This is a genomic window from Amphritea japonica ATCC BAA-1530 (assembly GCF_016592435.1).
GTDB classification, from domain to species: domain Bacteria; phylum Pseudomonadota; class Gammaproteobacteria; order Pseudomonadales; family Balneatricaceae; genus Amphritea; species Amphritea japonica.
The window spans coordinates 1,723,682-1,745,803 of sequence record NZ_AP014545.1 but is presented as its reverse complement, the minus strand read 5'-3'; the positions used below and the strand labels follow the sequence as shown (position 1 = coordinate 1,745,803).

General features: G+C 45.9%; 22 protein-coding genes. 3 read left to right on the top strand and 19 right to left on the bottom strand.

What is annotated here, in order from left to right; all coding sequences use genetic code 11:
* Positions 1-22 precede the first annotated feature (22 nt).
* Complete coding sequence (locus AMJAP_RS08015) at positions 23-451, bottom strand: GlcG/HbpS family heme-binding protein (protein WP_019621744.1); 429 nt, start codon at positions 449-451, stop codon at positions 23-25.
* A gap of 194 nt (positions 452-645) precedes the next feature.
* On the opposite strand from AMJAP_RS08015, the gene AMJAP_RS08010 reads away from it, so the two are divergent.
* Positions 646-987, top strand: coding sequence for a DOPA 4,5-dioxygenase family protein (locus AMJAP_RS08010; RefSeq protein WP_019621743.1), 342 nt, complete (start codon positions 646-648; stop codon positions 985-987).
* Between the two features lie 94 nt (positions 988-1,081).
* Here the strand turns inward: AMJAP_RS08010 and AMJAP_RS08005 are convergent, their stop codons facing one another.
* The 11 genes from AMJAP_RS08005 to AMJAP_RS07955 form a co-directional block, all read right to left on the bottom strand.
* Positions 1,082-3,283, bottom strand: a complete 2,202-nt coding sequence (locus tag AMJAP_RS08005; protein WP_019621742.1) for an OsmC domain/YcaO domain-containing protein — start codon at positions 3,281-3,283, stop codon at positions 1,082-1,084.
* 198 nt (positions 3,284-3,481) lie between these two features.
* Positions 3,482-4,051: a hypothetical protein gene (locus tag AMJAP_RS08000; RefSeq protein ID WP_019621741.1), complete on the bottom strand. Its 570-nt coding sequence runs from the start codon at positions 4,049-4,051 to the stop codon at positions 3,482-3,484.
* Positions 4,052-4,363: 312 nt separating this feature from the next.
* Positions 4,364-6,088 (bottom strand): Na(+)/H(+) antiporter subunit D, encoded by a 1,725-nt coding sequence (locus AMJAP_RS07995; RefSeq protein ID WP_019621740.1) that lies wholly within the window; start codon positions 6,086-6,088, stop codon positions 4,364-4,366.
* Positions 6,081-6,335: a hypothetical protein gene (locus AMJAP_RS07990; RefSeq protein ID WP_019621739.1), complete on the bottom strand. Its 255-nt coding sequence runs from the start codon at positions 6,333-6,335 to the stop codon at positions 6,081-6,083. Before AMJAP_RS07990 ends, AMJAP_RS07995 begins: the two co-directional genes overlap by 8 nt.
* A 65-nt stretch (positions 6,336-6,400) precedes the next feature.
* Positions 6,401-7,900 (bottom strand): monovalent cation/H+ antiporter subunit D family protein, encoded by a 1,500-nt coding sequence (locus AMJAP_RS07985; RefSeq protein ID WP_019621738.1) that lies wholly within the window; start codon positions 7,898-7,900, stop codon positions 6,401-6,403.
* Positions 7,897-9,462, bottom strand: a complete 1,566-nt coding sequence (locus tag AMJAP_RS07980) for a monovalent cation/H+ antiporter subunit D family protein (protein ID WP_019621737.1) — start codon at positions 9,460-9,462, stop codon at positions 7,897-7,899. Before AMJAP_RS07980 ends, AMJAP_RS07985 begins: the two co-directional genes overlap by 4 nt.
* Positions 9,462-9,818 carry a cation:proton antiporter subunit C gene (locus AMJAP_RS07975; protein ID WP_019621736.1) on the bottom strand — a complete coding sequence of 119 codons (357 nt, stop codon included), beginning with the start codon at positions 9,816-9,818 and terminating at the stop codon, positions 9,462-9,464. The genes AMJAP_RS07980 and AMJAP_RS07975 overlap by 1 nt, the downstream gene beginning before the upstream one ends.
* Entirely contained in the window at positions 9,815-10,792 is a 978-nt protein-coding gene (locus AMJAP_RS07970; RefSeq protein ID WP_019621735.1) for a DUF4040 domain-containing protein, read from the bottom strand. Before AMJAP_RS07970 ends, AMJAP_RS07975 begins: the two co-directional genes overlap by 4 nt.
* Positions 10,792-11,124, bottom strand: a complete 333-nt coding sequence (gene mnhG, locus AMJAP_RS07965) for a monovalent cation/H(+) antiporter subunit G (protein ID WP_019621734.1) — start codon at positions 11,122-11,124, stop codon at positions 10,792-10,794. Before mnhG ends, AMJAP_RS07970 begins: the two co-directional genes overlap by 1 nt.
* 23 nt (positions 11,125-11,147) lie before the next feature.
* Positions 11,148-11,414, bottom strand: a complete 267-nt coding sequence (locus AMJAP_RS07960) for a monovalent cation/H+ antiporter complex subunit F (RefSeq protein WP_019621733.1) — start codon at positions 11,412-11,414, stop codon at positions 11,148-11,150.
* Positions 11,411-11,887: a Na+/H+ antiporter subunit E gene (locus AMJAP_RS07955; RefSeq protein ID WP_019621732.1), complete on the bottom strand. Its 477-nt coding sequence runs from the start codon at positions 11,885-11,887 to the stop codon at positions 11,411-11,413. The genes AMJAP_RS07960 and AMJAP_RS07955 overlap by 4 nt, the downstream gene beginning before the upstream one ends.
* Before the next feature lie 328 nt (positions 11,888-12,215).
* On the opposite strand from AMJAP_RS07955, the gene AMJAP_RS07950 reads away from it, so the two are divergent.
* Positions 12,216-13,148 carry a hydrogen peroxide-inducible genes activator gene (locus tag AMJAP_RS07950; RefSeq protein WP_019621731.1) on the top strand — a complete coding sequence of 311 codons (933 nt, stop codon included), beginning with the start codon at positions 12,216-12,218 and terminating at the stop codon, positions 13,146-13,148.
* 406 nt (positions 13,149-13,554) lie between these two features.
* Here the strand turns inward: AMJAP_RS07950 and yegD are convergent, their stop codons facing one another.
* From yegD to ylqF, 7 genes are all read right to left on the bottom strand, one after another.
* Positions 13,555-14,907 carry a molecular chaperone gene (yegD, locus tag AMJAP_RS07945; RefSeq protein WP_019621730.1) on the bottom strand — a complete coding sequence of 451 codons (1,353 nt, stop codon included), beginning with the start codon at positions 14,905-14,907 and terminating at the stop codon, positions 13,555-13,557.
* Between the two features lie 968 nt (positions 14,908-15,875).
* Positions 15,876-16,484: a NapC/NirT family cytochrome c gene (locus tag AMJAP_RS07940; RefSeq protein ID WP_019621729.1), complete on the bottom strand. Its 609-nt coding sequence runs from the start codon at positions 16,482-16,484 to the stop codon at positions 15,876-15,878.
* Between the two features lie 128 nt (positions 16,485-16,612).
* Positions 16,613-17,362, bottom strand: a complete 750-nt coding sequence (locus AMJAP_RS07935) for a c-type cytochrome (RefSeq protein WP_019621728.1) — start codon at positions 17,360-17,362, stop codon at positions 16,613-16,615.
* A 518-nt stretch (positions 17,363-17,880) separates the two neighbouring features.
* Positions 17,881-19,059 (bottom strand): BaiN/RdsA family NAD(P)/FAD-dependent oxidoreductase, encoded by a 1,179-nt coding sequence (locus AMJAP_RS07930; RefSeq protein WP_019621727.1) that lies wholly within the window; start codon positions 19,057-19,059, stop codon positions 17,881-17,883.
* Between the two features lie 62 nt (positions 19,060-19,121).
* Positions 19,122-19,367: a CDGSH iron-sulfur domain-containing protein gene (locus AMJAP_RS07925; RefSeq protein WP_019621726.1), complete on the bottom strand. Its 246-nt coding sequence runs from the start codon at positions 19,365-19,367 to the stop codon at positions 19,122-19,124.
* Between the two features lie 90 nt (positions 19,368-19,457).
* Positions 19,458-19,733: a hypothetical protein gene (locus AMJAP_RS07920; protein ID WP_019621725.1), complete on the bottom strand. Its 276-nt coding sequence runs from the start codon at positions 19,731-19,733 to the stop codon at positions 19,458-19,460.
* The gene (gene ylqF / locus AMJAP_RS07915) at positions 19,723-20,691 is read right to left on the bottom strand and encodes a ribosome biogenesis GTPase YlqF (RefSeq protein WP_019621724.1); all 969 of its coding nucleotides are present in this window, start codon (positions 20,689-20,691) and stop codon (positions 19,723-19,725) included. Before ylqF ends, AMJAP_RS07920 begins: the two co-directional genes overlap by 11 nt.
* Positions 20,692-20,866: 175 nt before the next feature.
* Here ylqF and AMJAP_RS07910 point away from each other — a divergent pair, with 175 nt between their 5' ends.
* Positions 20,867-22,093 carry an EAL and HDOD domain-containing protein gene (locus tag AMJAP_RS07910; protein WP_019621723.1) on the top strand — a complete coding sequence of 409 codons (1,227 nt, stop codon included), beginning with the start codon at positions 20,867-20,869 and terminating at the stop codon, positions 22,091-22,093.
* Positions 22,094-22,122: the final 29 nt, after the last annotated feature.

Sequence of the window (22,122 nt, the reverse complement as noted above, 5' to 3'; positions counted from 1 at the left end):
AATGAAAGAAGATCCTTACGGTTTAAGCAAGCGCATTAAGCGCTTCAATTCCCGCTTCAGCACACTGAATATCTTCGGCTACCTTACCACCTGAAACCCCTATAGCTCCGACAACAACGCCTTCGCTCAACACCGGCAATCCACCCCCAAAAAGCGCTACTTTTTCATGTTGCGCCAAACCATTGGCAAGAACAGTCTGCCCCTCTAATACAGCAGACCATTTCTCAGTTGGTATTTTAAAGTTTGCAGCGGTATAAGCTTTCTTTTCAGCAAAGTCCATCGCCGGCATTGCAGCACCCGGCTCTCTCAACGAAACCAGCCTGTTGCCGGCACTATCAACTACTACAGCATTTAGTTTAACGCCCAGTTCATTGCCTTTACTAATGGCCGCCTGAGCGATCACCAAAGCAGCATCCAGTGTCAGTGATACCTGTACATGGGTCTTATTCATTTAGCATTCCTATGATCTCTGAAATTTAACATGACACACTATATCCTGTGGCCTTCCTGCGTCAAAGGCCCTCCGCCATGATCTTTTATTACCTGACTGTTATTGCCTGCTGCGCTTTAGTTATACGATAATAATTGCTTCAATAAATCGCATTCATCTATGATCTGCCACCGCCGACAAATTCAGGTATTACCATGACACAAACATCTACAGAGATTTCAGCCTATCATGCTCACGTCTATTTCGACGCACAGAGCCTCGACCAGGCGACTGAATTATGTCAACAAGCCCATGCCGTCCTGGGCGTGTCTATGGGAAGGATTCATCAAAAACCGGTTGGACCGCACACCGAGTGGAGCTGCCAACTCTCCTTTGATGCTAAAAAGATTGGTGAAGTACTGCCGTGGCTGACACTGAATAGAAACGGCCTGACCGTTTTTCTTCATCCAATAACCGGAAACGATCTTGATGATCACACCAAATACGTTATGTGGCTCGGCGACAGTAAACCCTTAAAGATTGCCATGTTCTTGTAACAGAGACTTATCCGTTTACCCACTCTGGCTTTTAGAAAGAAAAAAACCAGTCCTGAGCACTGGGTTTTACTTTACACCGTCATCATTAATAGATTTATTCCACCCATCGGGCGCCGCGGGCTTTATGCAGTTTCTTATAACTTTCGATCAATCTCAGGTGCTTATCTAAACCTTCCAGCTTCATGCTGGTGGGCGTCAGGCCATAAAAACGCAGGTCGCCATTTATTGTCCCCACTACAGCGCTCATTACCTCATCACCAAACATGCGACACAGGTTATAGCTGAAATCTTCAAGCTCAAGCTCATCACTCAGTAATATTTCCAGAGCGGCACTCATCGCCTGATAGAACATACCTCGCTCGACGGTATTATCGTTGTACTGCAGGAAGCTCTCCACCAGCTCCAGCGCCTCTTCAAACTGTTCCAGCGCCAGATAGATCAGGATTTTCAGTTCCAGAACCGTGAGCTGTCCCCAGACGGTATTCTCATCGAACTCGATACCAATCAGCGTTTTAATCTCTGTGTAGTTATCTTCTTCACTCTCTTCCAGCCGTTCCACCAGCTCAGCCAATTGCTCATCTTCAAGACGATGAAGGTTGAGGATATCTTCGCGGAAGTAGATCGCTTTATTGGTGTTGTCCCATACCAGATCCTCCACCGGATAGACTTCGGAGTAATCCGGCACCAGAATCCGGCAGGCAGCGGTCTGATAGCTGTCAGTCGCAAAGTCCTCAAAAGTGGCAACATACACCTCTTTACCCAGCGCTTCACAGATAGCCATCAAACTGTTGCATTCTTCTTCGTTAGAACCAGAAAAATCCCATTCAACAAACTCATACTCCGCCTTGTCACTGAAGAAACGCCAGGAGATCACCCCGGTAGAATCAATAAAGTGTTCCACGAAATTATTAGGCTCAGTTACCGCATGACTGTTAAAGGTCGGTTTGGGGACATCATTCAGCCCTTCAAATGAGCGCCCCTGTAGTAACTCGGTCAGACTACGTTCCAGTGCAACTTCAAAACTAGGATGGGCACCAAACGAAGCAAATACACCACCGGTCCGCGGATTCATCAGCGTGACACACATGACCGGGAACTGACCACCCAACGAGGCGTCTTTAACCAGTACCGGGAAGCCCTGGTCTTCAAGGCCCTTAATCCCCGCCTGAATACCGGGATATTTCGCCAGCACAGCCTCTGGCACATCCGGCAGGACAATTTCCTGTTCAATGATCTGACGTTTAACCGCCCGCTCAAAAATCTCAGAAAGGCACTGAACCTTTGCTTCAAACAGATTATTACCCGCGCTCATACCATTACTGAGAAACAGGTTTTCCATCAGGTTGGAGGGGAACCAAACGGTTTCACCATCAGACTGGCGCTGATACGGCAGTGCACAGATACCCCGCTCAACATTACCTGAATTTGTATCAATCAGGTTAGAGCCGTTCAGCTCACCATCCGGGTTGTAGATCTCCAGACAGTAATCATCCAATAACCCGGTAGGAATCGAATCATCTTCGGTCAGTGGAAACCATTGCTCATTGGGATAGTGAACAAACTCTGCATTAGCCAGCTCTTCACCGAAGTACTGATCGTTATAAAAGAAGTTACAGCTCAGGCGCTCGATAAACTCGCCCAATGCAGAACAGAGCGCACTCTCTTTGGTAGCCCCTTTACCGTTGGTAAAACAAAGCTCTGATGCAGCATCCCGGATATTCAGCGACCAGACGTTGGGGACAATATTTCGCCACGAAGTGATATCAATTTTCATGCCCAGCGCTTCCAGCACACCAGTCATATTGGCGATGGTCTGCTCCAGCGGAAGGTCTTTACCCAGAATACGGGTCTCGTGACCCTCAGCCGTAATCCCTGTCGCCATAATCGAAGCATCGGTATCCAGATCCTCCACCTCTTCGATCTTAAAGTCAGGGCCCGCCTGTACCACTTTCTTAACCGTACAGCGATCTATTGAACGCAGGATACCGGTACGGTCTTTTTCAGAAATAGATTCCGGCAGCTCAACCTGTATCTGAAAAATCTGGTTATAGCGATTTTCCGGATCCACAATATTGTTTTGTGACAACCTGATGTCATCAGTCGGAATATCACGCGCCTTACAGTAAACCTTTACAAAGTACGCTGCACAGAGCGCAGACGAAGCCAGAAAGTAATCAAACGGACTAGGCGCAGAACCATCACCTTTGTAACGAATAGGCTGGTCCGCGGTAACGGTGAAATCATCAAACTTTGCTTCAAGCCTGAGATTTTCTAAAAAATTTACTTTGATTTCCATTTGAATACTCTTTCCGAAATCGTTTAATACAAAATAGGCGTTAGGAACAGACTGTAGGCGCCTTGAATTGGCGGGCATTTTAGCACTAATAAGCGCATTAAAACGAAGACAATCTTGAAGGGCTTAACGATGTAAGATTCTCGAAAAAGAATATTCTTCTACCAACTCTCGTCTATGCCGTGATGAGCACACCCAACCTCATGAAACTGCAGAGTTCTTTCTTACCTTCCGCACGATAAGTACAGCTAAAGCGATAATTAGCAGCACAAAGAAAATTGTCGTAAAACCACTTTTCGCAATAGTGAAGCCACTAGAAATACTCACAACTATTTCAGATACGTCAGGATATTCATTAAGCATTAGGATAATGCCCAGATTTTCCAGGTAATCAAACGCACCTGCTAAAAGAGGAATAAACGATAGAGCGAATAGCGTTGAACCAAGAGGAAGGTACTGCTTGAGTATCCACGTGAAGAGCAAAGTATAGGAAACTGCAAACATCCCTGGATAGACAAAATCCAAAGGTATCTGAACGCTTAAATATGCATTCCGTCCTTCAGCTCTCAGCGACTGTAATAGATCAACCGCTTGCTCGTAACTATATCCCGCTGGAGACATATCAAACAGAATAGAATCCGGAGAAAAACTTAGCACCAAAGGGATTGAATAGCCCAGTATCACACCATAAATCAGGTTAGTCAGAACAAACAACGCTAAAACGGTTTTACCTTTCGAAGCACGCTGTAGCAAAGCTATTGCGATGTTCATCTACTCTTCCCAATTTTAAACATGAAAAAAATTTTATTACGGAGAGATAGTACCTACTTCCCAGTAGGCGGGGCCGCATCCATGCCAACAACATATCCTGAATCATATATCCAGGTAGATATAAATCAAAGGTAAATTGGCGCGGAATGCAGTCATACAAGACCCTATCACTGTGGGGGCAGGCACGGCTCCTACAATACAAACACAGCTTATATCTGTTACATCATTATTCCTCTAATCGCTGCTGGAATCAGCTCCTACAGGAGTCTATCGCAAGATTCAGGTGATATTAAACTGATGCTCTCAGGATGATTACAACAGATCATGTATGTAATAAAATATCAGATAAATCGCTAGCAGTACCGCTACCCAAACGACCATGGTTTCGGTTGGCCAGAGCCTTGCAAAATATCCTTTAGGTTTGCCTGACTCTGAATCATATGAATTCTGAACCATATGCCTGATCGAAATAGCCACTGACTTCTCAAAGCTGGCATATGAACCGTAGACTGCACTCGCAAGCCTTGTTACAAAAGCAGGCGCAAGCTTACGATATAACCAATCAGTATCAAGATTGGTCGATGGAAGCTCAGGTGGATACATATTACGCAGATTCAGCCATACAAAAGCGAGCGCTGAGAAAAACAGCAACTGAAGCTGAGTTAACACGTGAGTAACATCATAGGGCTGATAGCTATGCTCCCAGGGTAACAGGGCGTAAACCGTCTGGGCTGGGAAAGTACCTAAAACAACACATGCTATGGCTGCTAATGTCATCGCAACAAGCATATTTTTAGGCGGCTCTGTTGTACGAATACCCGAATCATGAGCAAAGAAAGCAAAGTAAGGGATCTTGATTCCTGCGTGGTGGAATACACCGGCAGCAGCAAACAGTAACAACAACCAAACCACATCATAGCCTTCAGCAACAGCAGCAGCCATGATCATCGACTTAGAGACGAAACCGCTGAACAGTGGAAAAGCTGAGATAGAGGCTGCACCGACAATACAGAGCACGGTGGTTTTGGGCATACTTTTATATAAACCACCCAGCTCAGAGCCATTGATTTTACCAGTCATATGCAAGACTGCTCCCATACTCATCATCAACAGGCCTTTAAAGATAACGTCATTAAAGGCGTGAGCTACGGCACCATTTAAGGCGATAGCAGTACCGATACCAATGCCCACTATCATAAAGCCGATCTGGTTGATCAGGCTGTAAGCCAGTACACGCCTCAAATCATTTTCGATTACGGCGAAGAATATTGGAAAACACGCCATAGTGACGCCTATCCAGACCAGAATTTCCTCACCAGGAAAACCCCGGGCGAAGGCGTACACGGCAACCTTTGTAGTAAATGAAGCTAAGAAAACCGTACCGCTTGGAGTCGCCTCAGGATAAGCATCGGTTAGCCAGTTATGCACAAACGGGAACGCACACTTGATACCAAAGGCAAAGAAAATTAACCAGGCACCAACCTGGGCTATACCTTCATGCTGCAAGCCGATCTGAGTAAACAACAAACTGTTATTTACCTGGGCGAAAATCAAAAGACCGACGAGCAACAAGACACCAGACAATACCTGAATGATCAGGTAACGGATGCCAGAAGAGTAAGCACGGTCCGTCCGGCGAGCCCAGACAAGGAATACCGAGGTCAGTGCGAGCAGTTCCCAGAATATAAACAGCGTCAGCAGATCGCCAGCAAAGACTGCCCCTACAGCACTTGCTGCGTAAGCCTGGCCTGCCACATGCTGGATAGTATCTTTAACATGAAGCGCATAAATAACAGCAATCAAAGAGGCAAGATGGAAGAGGTAGCCAAACATCAGGCTGAGTTTATCTACCTTGACCGGCTCCATGGCATAACCCATAAAGTCAAGGGACCAGAACACACCCTGCTCCATCCCCATCAGGTTCACAGCACCCAGGATGGGAGCTGCTATCATTATCAGATTACGCAACCACCCCCGCAGCACAATGGCCGCCAGAGCAGCCAACATCAAAGGAAGAAACGGTATCACACTATTCATCGTAGTAATCTTCCCCACGCATCAGGAATTTCCGCATCTCTTTGGCTATCAGTACCAGAACGACACAACCCACAAAACCATAAATTGCATAAAAGGCCGGGATGTTCTCCCAGTCATGGTAGACATGCCTGTGCACGATAAAATCAACCAAAACTAACAGTCCGCAGATAACATAAAAAACTCTTAACATTTTTCTTACGTTTTCTGGTTTATCAAACCAGCCATCTGAATGGTGATTATCAGACATCTAGCCTTCCCCCCTATTCGGTGATGCGCTCATATCCGTAGACGCTGTCATATCAATTGAGACTGTCATTTGGTTGAGACTCCCGGAATCAGATTAATAAGATCGACCAGGGGCTGAAGATAGAAGAACAGTGCCAGGCAACAGCCCGAAGTGATGATCAGGGCAACCAGTATCGGTAGCGGCGCTTCCTCAGTCTGCGACCAGCGCCATGGTTCAGCACCTTCAACAGGTTTACTAAAGAAGGCCTTGATAGGAATCGGTAACAGGTAAGCGATGTTCAATAAAGAGCTCACCATCAGTACCGCCACAATAATGAATTTATCCGTTTCTAGTGCACCAATGGCGAGATACCATTTACTCCATGTCCCCGCCATAGGCGGCAAACCGATAATACTGATAGCACCGATAGTAAACGCAGCGAAGGTAATGGGCATTTTGCGACCCAGACCAACCATATCGCTTATGTTTTTCTTATGGCTGGCAACCATAATGGCACCGGCACAGAAGAACAGCGTGATCTTCCCAACCGCATGCGTAGCGATGTGCAAGGCAGCACCGGCACTGGCGATCGAAGAAGCGAGAAGCGCACCTACCACGATATAACTAAGCTGGCTCACAGTTGAATAGGCCAGTCGTGCCTTCAGGTTATCCTTAGTCATGGCTATAGAGGATGACAGCACTATTGTCGCCGCACCGACATATAGCATGACATCGGTTGTCACCAGATCCTTCAGGCCTTCAATACCAAAGATATAGATAACGATTTTAAGAATACTGAATACGCCGGCTTTTACGACAGCAACGGCGTGCAATAAGGCACTTACCGGAGTAGGTGCAACCATCGCAGCGGGTAACCAGCGATGGAAAGGCATAATAGCCGCTTTACCAACACCGTAGCAGAACAAAACCAGTAGAATACTGAGAACCACTTTATTATGTGAGTCATCAAAAATACCGCCAGCACGAAAATCCAGCGTTCCGGTCAGAGCATAAGTGCCAAGTATCGCGAATAGTAAGAATGCGATTGAGGTACTCAGAAGAATACCCAGGTAGACCCGTCCCCCCTGCTTCGCCGCATCGTTGCCAGCATGTGTTACCAGAGGATAAGTGGAAAGGGTTAGCACTTCATAGAAAATGAACAGCGTCAGCAGGTTTCCTGAAAAGCAGATACCCATGACGGAACTGATTGACAGAGCAAAGCAACAGAAGAAGCGTGTCTGATTTATTTCATTATGGCCCCGCATATATCCAATGGCGTATATGCTGGTGACAATCCACAGAAAACTGGCCACCAGAGCAAACAGAACACCTAATGGCTCAACATTAAAGCTGATGCCAAGCCCGGGAAACAGTTCAACCACATCCAGCTGAAGCGTTGTTCCCAGGAAAGTATAATCGGTAATTGCCAGAACAATACTGAACAGTATTGCCGCCGTTATCAGTGTTACAGCTTCACGCAGGTTCGGTCTTTTCCCCGTTGCGATAACAAGCAGCGCACCAACAAATGGAATACAGATAGATAATGTAATTAACTGTGCAGGCTCCAGCGCTTGCCAGAGATTCATGAAGAAACCTCCTGCGCCCTTTCTTCCAAAGCACGGCCTTCCAACACATCGCCTTCCATCGCCTTGTTTTCTAACATATTGTTAGTTTGAAAAAGCCATTCTGAAGCACTGTTCGCCGCTTCAGTTGTCAGGCTGGTATCAACACCGAAGTAGATATTAGCAATAACAAGAACCCACATAGGAACCAGCATCAGCCATGAAACCTCTTTAATATCTTCTGAACTCCGTGATTCAGGAAGCTTTTGAAAGTAAGCAGCTTCAATAATCCGGCCAATATAAATAACAGCAAAGAGTGAACCGACCAAAACCAACGCAGCCACAAACCATTGATCCTGTTCTAGCGCCGCAATGACTAGGTACCATTTACTGACAAAGCCTACGGTAAGCGGCACACCAATAATACTCAGACCTGCAATGGTAAACGCCGCCATCGTCAAAGGCATTTTCCTGCCTAATCCGGCAAAGTCTTTGATATCGACAGAGCCAACGCGATAAAACACTGCACCCACAGCCATAAACAGGGCTCCCTTCATCAGGGCATGGTTGAAGATATGGATCATACTGGCCATGAGTCCGGATACACTGACCAGGCTAAGCCCCAGAACCATATAGCCAATCTGGGCAACACTACTGTAGGCAAGAACAGTTTTAACGTTGCTTTGTACGGTTGCCATATAGGAGCATTTGAAGATAGCGACAACGGCCAGCACCATCAGAATAAGCCCCATCCCCATATCAACAAACACATGATCAATGCCGAACACCGTGAAGATAAAGCGGATCATGACGTAGACCGCAACTTTTGTAGCGGTACTGGCCAGGAATGCTGTCACTGCCGAAGGCGCATGGGTATATGCCGGCGGCAACCACATATGCAGTGGAAATAGTGCAAGCTTGATACTGACGCCCACCATGATGAACGCAAGTCCGGTGTTAATCGTGCGACTGCTATCGTAAAAGTCGATTCTTTCTGCCAGGTCCAGCATATTCAGGGTGCCGGTTTTCATATACAGCAAGCCAACACCGATCAGAATAAAGGTCGCACCGATTGTACCCATTACCAGATAACGGAAAGCGGCGGTAAGACAACGCCTGTCTGAAGCCAGACTCACTAAGGTGTAGGTTGCCAGGGAAGAGATTTCCAGGAATACAAACAGGTTAAACGCATCACCTGTTATCAATATGCCTGAAAGGCCCGCCAGGCATAATAAGTGCGCGGTGTAGAAAAGAGTATGATTGGCAGCTTTCACCTCTTTTTCGATGCTGTGTTTCGAATAAACTAATACCAGTGTAGAGATGGCAGTTACCGCCAGCAATACAAAGGCATTGGCAGCATCAACTCGTAGTTCAATCCCCCAGGGAGGCGCCCAGCCGCCTACGGCATAGCTGAGCACACCATCAGATAGTGCTACTGCCAGGAGTTGCCAGGACAGCAGAAATGCCAGGCCACTGACCAGGGTGGCAAAACCCCAGGAAAGTATTGATCGCCCCAGGATAAGTGCTATTGGCGCAGCAATCAGGGGCAGAATAATAGGAAGTGCTGCTAAATGTTGTTCAAGCATCAGATAACATCATCCTTATTATCAAATTCATTCTCCTCAACAGTTCCATAAGCTCGTTTGATCCGAACAATCAGCGCAAGACCCACCGCCGTTGTGGCAACACCAACAACAATGGCTGTAAGAATAAGGACGTGTGGAAGAGGATTGGAATATTGAGTAACTCCCTCAACAGCGATAGGAGCTGTACCTCCGCTGACCTTACCCATAGAGATATAGAGCATGAAGACCGAGGTCTGAAAAATATTCAGGCCGACAATCTTCTTAACCAGGTTATTTGCAGAAATAACGATATAAAAACCGGCCATCATCAGAAATACGACGACCCAGTAGTTGTAGTAATCGAGAATAAAGCTCACTGGACGTTTGACCTCTCTGCCTGGCTGCCAAAGGCATAGAAAATATTCAGCATGACCGCAAATACGGTAATACCCACACCCAGCTCAATAATAATAATGCCGTAGTGCTGACCGGCTATCGGATCTGCGGCAAGTTGATTGTAATCGAGGAAATGACCGCCTCTATACATACTGTACAGCCCAACACTGGCATAGAGCAGCACACCAACAGCGGCCATCCACTGTAGGAATCTGGGCCCTACCACTGCAAATGCTTTAGGCAGCCCAAGAACCAGTGCATACAAAATAAAAGCAGCGGCTGCGATTACACCGGCCTGGAAACCTCCTCCCGGGCCGAAATCACCATGGAACTGAACATATAAGGCAAACAGAATAACCAGAGGGATAATGATTTTGGCAACCACATGCAGCACTCTATGTGATTCCAGACCCGACTCAAGGTCTTTTCTCTTCTTACGTCTTACTCCCAACAGTGAGAGAACACCAATAACAGCAGAGAATACTACGACCGTTTCACCCAGCGTATCGAAGCCGCGATAACTGGCTAACACCGATGTAACCATATTAGGTAAGCCGACTTCTTTCGGAGACTCTTCAATATAACGAGGTGCAACATGCTGATGCACTGGATTATCGGGATGTCCGAAAGGCGGCATATCAAGAGTGCCATAAATTAACGCAGCACCTGTGACCAGGACAACAAATAGCGGCAGTAGCGTAGAGTGTGTACTCTGTTTCTCTTTCCGGCCAGTCATTGCCAGGGTTACAAGCATCAGAACCGTAGAGATACCCGCACCAACAGAGGCCTCAGTAAAAGCTACGTCAACCGCATCAAGGTTCAGAAATATCAAAGCGGATAGAAAACTGTAGATACCGAACAGCATCACAACAGCAAACAGATCTTTTAAGAAAATGATCCGCAAGGCGGTCAGCGCAAGCATTGCCAACAGCACCAGATCAATAAACTCGGCCATTACTTAGCACTCTCCTGTTTATCTTGCGGGTTGGTTTCTGCCAGTGTAAGTAATCCACCATGGCGGGCAGATTTTGCCAGTGCATGGGAGGCCGTGGGACTGGTAACCATCAGAAACAGCAGAATAAACACTAACTTGGCCGTATTCAGATCAAATGAGGTTTGTAACAGTAAACCGCCGATAATCAGGATAGCGGCTATGGAATCAGTAACACTGGCTGCGTGTATCCGGGTAAAAAAATCCGGGAACCGGAACAGCCCGACAGCACCGCTCAATCCAAAAAACACCCCTGCAAGAAGCAGTATGCTGCTGACAATGTCCAGGAAATCCATGGCTTATCACTTATACTAAGTTGTTATTCAATGGGTGAGGTATATTCGAAGAATCGAAGTACCGCGACCATCCCAATAAAATTAATCAACGCGTAGACTATGGCGATATCCAGAAAATCAGGTCGACCCATCAGAAATCCGCTAACGGCAATAAACAGAACGGTCTTGGTGCCGAACATATTTACGCCAAGTACCCGATCGTAAACCGTAGGTGCCTTAAATGCCCTGATAAGGGCTAGTGCCATAACCACCAGAATAGCTATGCAGGCTGCTGCCAGAATGTCCGTCATTTGTTTTCGCCCCAGATACCGGTAATTTTCTTTTCCATCTGACCTTTTTGCAGTTCTTCGATTGACGATTTGTGCAGCGCATGAACAGTCACTTCACTTTCGTCCAGATCCACACTCAATGTGCCTGGAGTCAGAGTTATTGAATTTGCATAAAGCACACGGCTGCTTGCAGGTACGTCTTTTGCGTTAATTTTTTCGATGGCAGGCGAAACCTTATCAGGTGAACCCCAGATCAGTTTCGTGACATGGATAGCAGAACTAAAAATCTGCCCGATCAGCCAGGGGGTATACCGGATTAGTCGAATACTTGTACCTATCTGCCCGGGCTCATTTTCGACTTTATCCATACGCTTTAAGATAAACAGCACGATAACGACGGATATGGCACCGAAACTCAGTAAGAGCGGTTCGATGAAGCCGGAAAGCAACAACCAGAATATTGAAAGTACTACCGCCCATTTAGCAATATGCATGTAATACCGCTCCACTTTCTTCCCGAAACTGTTCTTGTTTTGTCCAGCAAGGCTAACCGATCTTAAAGGCCTTCAAACGCCCTTTTTTAATGGTAGCTCACTATCAATGACTACCAACGGAACAGTCTTTTATTATTCGCAAGAAATGCTCTCTGTGACTTCAGAAGACCTATAATTGTTCAATCCATTGCGGCTTTTTCATAATCCCAGATCAAACATAAGGCTTAATATTGCGATGCTACACCTGATAGCTCAATAGAGATTATTTAATTTTATTGATAGGATAATCCTATCAATGTGAGATTTAAACGCCTGAGGATTTACAATTATGGCCCTGGAAAAACCGACCATTAAACAGTTGGAATACTTTGTTCGCCTGGCCGAATCCACTACTTTCCGTAGCGCTGCAGAGCAACTCAAAATCAGTCAGCCAACTCTGACAGCTCAGATCTATAACCTGGAAAAAACCTTAAACCTGACCTTAATTGAACGTAGCCGCAGCGGGGCTACTCTAACCCCGGCAGGCAGGGATTTACTGTCAAACGCCCGTCAGGTTCTTGAGGAAATGAATGGCCTTCTGGATCAGGCAGCGATGATTAATCATGGACCTGGAGGTATCTTCCGTATGGGGGTATCACCCACCGTCGGCCCCTACCTGCTGCCGCATATCTTACCGGGATTACATCAAACCTACGCATCCCTTAAACTCTTTGTAAGGGAGAACACACCAAAAGCATTAGAGCTTGACCTGCTTGAGGGGCGACTGGACCTGGTACTGATTCCACGACCATTTAGCAACCCTCGCCTGACCACTGAAGTACTATTTGATGAACCACTTAAACTGATTACACCAGAAGATCATCCACTGGCTAAGCTGGAAAGAGTCAGCTCCCATCATCTGAAAGATCAGAACATACTGACACTGGAAAAACAGTACAGTAGCTACCAGCAGATGGAACTTCTGTGTTCCGAACTGGGAGCTACTATTGCCAGGGATTACGAGGGCAGTAGCCTGGATGCCCTGCGGCAGATGGTGATCATGCAGATGGGATTAACTTTCTTACCCTCGCTTTATATCTATTCTGAAATTCACCAGCCCCAAGGGTTGATCGTCAGAGATATTGAAAACCTGAATCTGTATCGCACCCATGTACTGGCATGGCGACAGAACTCACCAAACCGTAGTTTTTACAGGCAATTAGCAGAGCTGATACGTTCATTAGTGAAAACAAACCTACATGAAGCCAGGTTGAATTTCTGATCATTCGGTATGAATGAATAACGACTGGATTATTATTTCCAGGGAACGAACCTGAGATTAAGGAAAATACAAAGAATAGTTGAGTTCTATAAGATTTCAGAACCCTTTTACTCAGTAAAGACAATTAATGTATTAAATACAACGATGTATCGACGTATTTTAAACACTGACAAAACAGCCCGAAAGACCGCATGATTTGGCAGGCATTTTAACACTAACAATGGAATTATAACGAAGACTATTTTGAAGCCTATACAACAGGATTATTACTATTGATACATACTGGACACATATGCATGTTTAACTCATCAGCCGTTAATCTGATGGAAAACAGTATTCAGAAAAAATGATTTTATGACAGCCGTTATAATAACGGCTATCAGCCTGAACAGAGCGACACCAGGGTTTATCTAAAACATAAATTTGCCCATCGTGCCAAGCCTTCAGTCACTGAGCTCAGAAAGTTACCACTGACTATGGGTATATCAGGCAACACTGATTCCACAACTTTTCTGACAATAGGGGAACGCGCAGAACCACCAGTTATGTACACCACATCCGGTGTTACCTCCCCTTGTAGCAGTATTTCTTCTATCAATCCTTTAATCTGACGCATAGGCTCAGCAATAGATTTTTCCATCTGCTCTGATAATAGATGGATATCAACAGTCTCTGATAACAAATTGATATTCGCGGTATAGTCTGATTGATTTGATAGGGCAATTTTTGCCTTTTCAGACTCTCCGACGACCATATGACCCAACGCTTTTTTGTGCACCTGAATCAGCCTTTCAATTTTTTCAGGATGCTTGGCATCCATGCGTATTCGATTGAGTGCGTCCAAATTCTGATATGAGTAAAAGCTTCTTTGCGCATTTACATCATTCGTTGCAACCGCATCCCAAAAGGTCATCGTTGGTATCACCTTTCCTGATTTAAAGTCAGTTTCCTTGCCAAATTCCGGCATAAACCGCTGGAAAGCGATAGCAATATCCAAATTATTACCGCCCACTGACTTTCCAGCATGGGCCAAAAGCGTCTCTGCTCGATCCTTTTTCTCCAGCCATTCAGGCCCCATACGTATCAGTGAACAGTCAGATGTGCCGCCGCCAATATCGACCACCAATACATTCTTCTCGGAGGTTAAAGTCGACTCAAAGTCCAGGCCTGCGGCTACAGGTTCAAATTGAAATTCAATATGCTTGAACCCTGCCCTGGAAGCTGCTCTGCGAAGTATCCCTTCGGCCTGAATGTTGGATTTTTCACCCCCCAACGTATTAAAATTTATAGGCCTGCCGATTACCGTTTCACTGATATCTCGCTCTAAATACACTTCAGCTCTGCTTTTGACATTCGCCATCATGGCACAGACAATATTTTCAAACAGTGCAAGCTGAGTTTCACGCAGCTGCTGTGTGCCGAGAAAGGATTTCGGTGACTTAACGTAGTAGACAAAATCAGGGTCTTCCAGATACAGATCTAAAGCCTGATTGCCAAAGAGCACATCACCCAATTGGATGTTCAAACCCTCGGCACGGTTCTCGGCAATTGCATTTCTGAGCACCTCTTCACCAACACTGCTACCGGGTAAAATATCCAGGCAACTAAACAGATACTCGGAAACGGATTCACGGGTCGGTGCGCACAATGCCGATAGGATAAACGACTCGTTATCGGATAAAGGAATCGTTTGAACATGCCCGTTAATAACATGAGCAACCGAACAATTCGATGTTCCAAAATCAAAGCCAATCGCCATTACTCACCCTCAATTATTTATCTTTATTAAAAGACTCATTACGAATCATTTGTCTTAGTTAAAATTACTCTCCCAACGACAGCGGGATGGCATAGCGGTTAAATCGCTACCAACTGAAGAGCTGGAGGAATATCTGGACTTTATATGGAGACAACGGAAACTGGCCTGACAAAGCGAAGGCCTACTAGTCTCAATAGCTTCTAATGTAGGCGACCCGAAGTTATGAAAAAACAAATTCTCTTGGCTATAATTTCATAAATATACTATGTATTGGGATGTTTAAAACGAAGACAAAGTCAGGCTGTAGCCCACATAATTTGGCGGGCATATTAACACTAAATAATAAGATTAAAACGAAGAAATCCAGAAGCCACTCATTATACGACCTAGCTCACACGGTCGTACCCTGGCACTGCCCTCGCCGTCTCCCTGAAACAACATGAGATATCTTTTTTAACCGTTATTCAGCGGTCCAGAATATCTCTTCACAAATGCCATAGTGAAGCCGTTCTTGGTCTGCTCATAGACGCAGAGAAAAAACCAACAAAAAACCACTCCTACTAAACGGGCGACCAAATAGCCCATATCTGCGATAGGCTTGACGGCTTCTCTCTTTAATTCTTATGAGTATCGTTTGGACTTCATAAACACCTCTCGTAGAACACGGTTCTAACTTTAGTTGGTGTCTAGCAATCACTGGGAAGTTCAACTAGATACTTACATCGATGTAAATGAATCGCTTGAGCCTGTGAACACTGAGATTTTACGCCCCCAAACCACCCCTTGGCAATTCGGTTTTTCTAAGAGAATAATGATGAAGAAGGACCAAGTTACCCGACACATTCCTGCTAGCAGCAGAGTCTTTGTCCAGAGTGAAGGTGGCTTGCATTATGTATCCTTCCGGTATTTTACGGGTTAGGCATTTTAAGTAATGGCTTTGATATTGCCGTTAATCACTATACTGGTCATCAGCCGTCGTCAGCTAAATCAAAATCAGCCGGTAACTCATGTGCTATCCCTTTATGACAGTCGATACAGGTCTTGCCATCTCGCATTGCCTGCGGGTGCTTCTTTCTTGGTCGTCTTTGCTGTTGTTTAAAGTCCATCGCCTCAAAATCATGGCAAGAACGACATTCTCGAGAATTTGACTCAGACATGTATTGCCAAACGGTTTCAGCCATTTCGAGGCGATTGGCTTCAAATTTTGCTGGGGTATCGATGATACCGATTAGGTGGCCATAGATATCTTTTGCAGCACCAATTTTGCGGGAGAACATCGCCAGCCCCGTCTTTGGAACATGGCAATCGCTACAACCTACTCGGATTCCGGTGCGATTGTTATAGTGAGCTGTTTGCGTATATTCCTGAAAAACAGTGGTTTTCATCTCATGGCAGGATATACAGAATTCAGTAGTATTACTGTATTGCAAAAAAGCATCCGCACTCACCAGAAGAGCCCCTCCACCGAGCACCCCCGCTATGGAAATAAAGATAAAGCCGCCTGTGTAGTGTCGCCAGATCTGTTTAGTATGACCAATGGTCGACATTGTGTCTTTTTGTTGTGAGGGAAGTTTCATTTCTTTACTCCTTCAAGGAGAGGCAGTCCGAAGCAGGTAAGAGGGCAAGAAATGAGGTACCGGCTTCGGCCTTAGGACCTGATAGCTGTTGGGTTACCGGTCCTATAACATAAATACTGCGTAGGTTGCTATTCAGGTAAGGTCTGCATATAGGCGAGAAGATTCAGGATGATTTGATTGTCTAACACAAGCAATGCAGGCATATCTTCATCTGGCTGGCCGTTTCGGATCTTATGATATGCCTCCCAAGGGTTAGCATTTGCGACTTCACCCAGTGCTTCTCCATCCTCTACCCCTTTGCCGTCTTTTCCATGACATTTTGCACACACTGTATTGAATACTTTCTCACCCTGCACAATATCGCCGGCAACACGTTTGGTTGCTCGATCTATGTATTTATCCATGTTTACCTGTCCTTTACTGACAAACATGGCAAGATCTTCAAAATCCTGAGGATCCATCATTTCATCGGTGAAGCCGTGGGTACTATCTTTGAGTACGTTGATAACCATGGACAAATCAGCATTCTGGTAAGCCGTGATACCGGGGATCCCTGTTGAGTGCTTGCCGCTTGAATAGGCACCGTCTTTACCCATGTAATCCCAACCGTGGCACTCTTTGCAGCGCCAGTTACTTTTTGGTTTACTCGCGTAGGCTTTATCTGAGGGGTAGGCAGTATGGCTCTTCTGAGGCTCCTCAGCTCCAATAACCAGATACCACTTATCGTACAGTTGTCCACCGCGAGCAATGGATGACTCAATCTCTGCTGAGGCAACAGGCCCCGTGGCCAAAAGGCCAGCACAAGCAACCAGGAAAGAAGCAAGGGTCAGTAAAAACCTTTGCCTCAGGTAATCGAAATTGTGGTTTATGATATTCACAATGATCTCTCCTTTGTAAGAATCTTATCCGGGATAGTCTGAGTGGTATCAATCCCAGGTTTACTACGACGCTTTACTTTATAGATTGAAGCGACAGTATCTTTGGCAATATTAATTAATAAGCAAAAATCATTCCTGTAAATCTAAGTGATTATAATTCTTATTACAATTTATTAAGTGTGAATCGCATTCTCTTAAAAGCGACAGTTAAAAGAGTCTATTGAAAGTCATTTATGAGAGGGCTTAATGAATGGATGTGAACTACCCCAGCTCCCCTTGACTATTAGTTTTCTGGGGAGGAACATCTGGATTCTATTGTGAATTCAATCGGTCGTTGCAACCCACTGATTTAATCTATTCGCAGCCTCTCGGTTGCTTTTCTCTTCCTATTTCATTCTAAATGAGATGCCGCGTCACACTAATAAGACGGCATTCCATCTTTCATGATAATCAGACAATGTTAGTAAAAAAGTGAAATACATCTGCACAGCAGACAAACTTTATTGTTTCTACGCACATTAAACCGCCTGACCCGCCGCAAAGCCTGAAGCCCAGGCCCATTGGAAGTTATGACCACCTAGATGCCCGGTGACATCCAGACACTCTCCGATAAAATAAAGACCAGAAGCAGAATTAGATTCCATCGTTTTCTGATTGATTTCGTTAGTATTTATACCGCCGATCGTCACTTCTGCGGTACGATACCCTTCGGTACCTGAAGGCTTTATTTTCCAACGACAGAAGGCTGCAGCAATCGTTTCAAGCTGTTTATTTGAGAAGTTGCCCATCACGCCATTGAGCTCAAACTTGGTACAGAGCACCTGCGCCATCCGCTTACTCATCTGCTGAGCCATGATGGTAGTCAGTTCAGCTTTAGGACGGGCTTCGCGCTGCCCTTTTAACCATTCAAGAAGATCAAAGTCTGGAAACAGGTCGATCTCAACCTCTTCACCCGGATGCCAATAGTTTGAAATCTGGAGAATTGCCGGGCCACTAATACCCCGGTGAGTAAAGAGCATCATCTCTAAAAAACTGATTTTACCTATGGTCGCCCTGACAGAATGAGAGACACCTGAGAGCTCACTCAAAGCCTCTTTATCCTTTGGCTGTAAGGTAAATGGGACCAAAGAAGCGCAACGTGGTAAAACATCCAACGAAAACTGTTCAGCGATGTCATAAGCAAAACTCGTCGCGCCACCGTTAGGAATAGACAGACCACCGGTCGCAATAACAACAGATTCTGCTGAGATATTGCCTTTAGTCGTTTGTAACTGAAAACCAGCTTCAACAGACTTCAGTTTATGTATTTCAGTCTCAGTTCTGATCTCAACGCCTGCCCACTCACACTCAGTCGACAAAACCTGGAGGATCTCTTTACTGGATTCATTACAAAAAAGCTGACCTAAGGTTTTCTCGTGATATTCAACCCCGTGACGATCGACCAGATCGATAAAATCCTGGGCTGAATATCGGCTCAGTGCAGATTTGCAGAAATGTGGGTTCTGAGAGATGAAGTGCGCAGGTGAATTGTGCATATTCGTGAAGTTACAGCGCCCACCACCGGACATCAGTATTTTCCGGCCAATCTTGGAGGTATGCTCCAACACCAATACTGATCGCCCTCGATAGCCCGCGGTAGCGGCACACATCAAACCGGAGGCGCCGGCTCCGACAATAACGACATCAAACTGTTGCAAGGGACGGTCTTCCTAATAAAAAAGCGCATTGTACCCAGTCATGAATGCCCTAGCGAGAATTATTAACGCTTATTATGGCTCCCATCACAGAGCGGCGCGGTGCCGGTTTGTTTACAACAGCACAGTGCAACAGTTTCGGATTTTCGCGCAACGAAGACGACCGGGTCGAGTCCGGTCCCTTGATGGGAACCATCACAGAAAGGTTGAGTACCTGAACGACCACAGGCACACCAGCAATAGGTTTCGCCCTCTTTCAGATCAACTCTGGCTGGCGCATCACCAGCACGATGAACATCAGCATGAGACATTGTCTGATCTCCGTTTACTGCCTGCAAATAATTTCGCAGGTAACAGTAAACGTAGAGTACACAAAAGCAGAGATCAAACTATAGAAGGAATTATTCCTCTTCGGAATCTTTCTGACGCGCCTCTTCAGCACGCTTAAGGCGACGTATTTTTTCTGCCAGCGGCGTTTCTCGCTGCTGATCGACTGAATCAGAATTCTGCTCCGCATCACGGGCTTTTTCGTAAACCGACTTACTCTTTTTCTTCTGCTCCAGGTTACGACGTCTACGACTTTCATAACTATCAGGATCAGCAAGCTTTTCACTCCGGCGCGGAACATCCAAAAAGATGGGTTTTGGAGAGGTGCGCTTTTTCTTTTTACGTGTCATTTCTATTACCTTTATTTCGGTGGGCCGATCGTTGAGCCTCTGATTCAGCCTCCAAACGTTCTTGCTCCAATCTTTCCTGTTCCAGGCGCTCAGCTTCAAGCCTTTGCTGTTCCCACTTTTCCAACCACTCAGAAACGGTTTCGTAAGTAATCTGACCAATCTGGCCACCACGAAGCTCATTCAGCAGAATTTCTGATGCCTTATGCAGATCAATAACACCACCCGGTCTCAGGCCACCACGTTTTCGGCCTATCGCCTCTAACACCTGATCTGCATGGTCTGGTAGCTGTTTAAACTTATACCTTGCCACCAAAAGCTCTGGATATTCCCTGCGTAAGAAGCCGGCAGCATACAGCGCCACATCCTCAAACTCTATCGCGGTATTTTTGATCGCCCCACTGGCAGCCAAGCGGTAGCCCGAGTCATAATCTTCAATCTTAGGCCACAACATGCCCGGGGTATCCGACAACGCCATACCATTACGCAGCGTAAAACGTTTTTGCCCTTTAGTTACGGCTGGCTCGTTACCCACTTTTGCTATCTTTTTACCCAATAAAGCGTTGATCATAGTTGATTTTCCAACATTGGGAATGCCCATAATCATCGCCCGTACCTGGCGGCCATTATTACTTCTGGACGGCACCAGCTTGTTGCACATATCGGGGATAGTACTGATCAATTTCTTCTGCGAATAATCGAGCATTACCGCCTGAGTTTCGGGCAGACTATTGTAATAGTCGACCCACTCCTGAGTGCGTTCAGGGTCGGCCAGATCGCTCTTATTCAGCAATTTAATAACCGGCTTTCCTTTGCCCAGCTGAGAGACCATTGGATTTTCACTGGACACAGGCAAACGGGCATCAAGTACTTCGATGACCACGTCGATCTCATCCATCACCTGAGCGATCTCTTTGCGGGCCTTATGCATATGGCCCGGAAACCAGTTAATACTACTCATAATTACAGTCTGCTATTTCAGGGGCACACATTATACCTATAGCATAGAAAACAGCGACTTCTTTTGACAGCTCTTTGCTTAAGAACTGCCTGTTCTGGGCAATAACTTAGCTGACAATCCATCGCACTAGTTATATGCTTGATTAAAACGCAGTTTTCAATGGAAATAGCTAGAAATGGACACCTCTTCAGATTCTCAGGTTCTGATGGCACGGCAACCGATTTTCGACCGAAGTCAGCGGGTTGTAGCCTATGAACTGCTATATCGAGACGAGCAAGACACGGAGCACGCTCTGTTTCGAGGATCAGGCGCTACCCGTGAAGTCATTCTTAACTCCTATACCAGCATCTCCGACCAGGGATCGTTGAAACGCGTTCCCGCGTTTATCAACCTCACCCGGGATTTGCTTGTCTCCGAGGACTTTCCAGAACTTCCCCGTAAAAATATTGTTATCGAGATACTCGAAGATATAGAGATAGACCGGGAGCTGATCATTGCGGTACACCGTCTGGCGAAAGCTGGCTACCGCATCGCACTTGATGACTTTATCTACAAGGCTGAAGCCGTACCGCTGCTTAAAATGGCCCATATTGTCAAAGTCGACGTTAAAGGCATGAGTTTCGACCAGGTCGCTGAACAGGTGCGCCTCATCACCCCCTTTAAAGTCACTTTGCTCGCCGAGAAAATTGAAACTGTTGAGATGTTAGAAGAGTGCAACAAGCTCGGCTTTAAGCTATTTCAGGGACACTTTCTCAGTAAGCCTAAACTGGTTAAAGGGAAAAAAGTCGATCCAAATCAGGCTGCCCTGTTTGAGCTGGTGCAAGAACTACAAAATCCAAATACCACACCTGAGCGACTTGAACATCTGATCATCCGTGATCCGGTGCTAACCTATAAATTACTCCGCATCGTCAACTCTGCCGCGTACTCTTTAGTACGAAAAGTGGAATCTCTGACTGAAGCGATTGTTATGTTGGGGATGGCTCAAATCCGGAAGTGGGCTACCTTGATCGCCCTGAACAACCAAAGCGGCAAGCCTGAAGAGATCAGTCGTAGCCTGCTGGTACGGGGAAGAATGTGTGAAGAGGTAGCGCTGGCAGCTAAACTTAGCAATCACGGCAGCTATTTCATGACCGGAATGATGTCCAATCTCCACTTGCTGCTGGATATTGATCAGAAAACCATGCTTAAAGAGGTACCACTGAGCGACGATATCAAGAATGCCATTCTTTATAATGAAGGTCAGATGGGTGAAACCTTGCTGCATGTCGGCAACTACGAAGCCGGCGACTGGGACCTACTACCCTCTAATTTTGACGCCAATCTTTACGAAGCCTGTTACCGTAAAGCGCTAGACTGGAGCAAGGAAGCGATGCAAGCACTCAACGATCTTGAGATGTAAATCCAGCCAACAACAAAACAAGGCCGCGT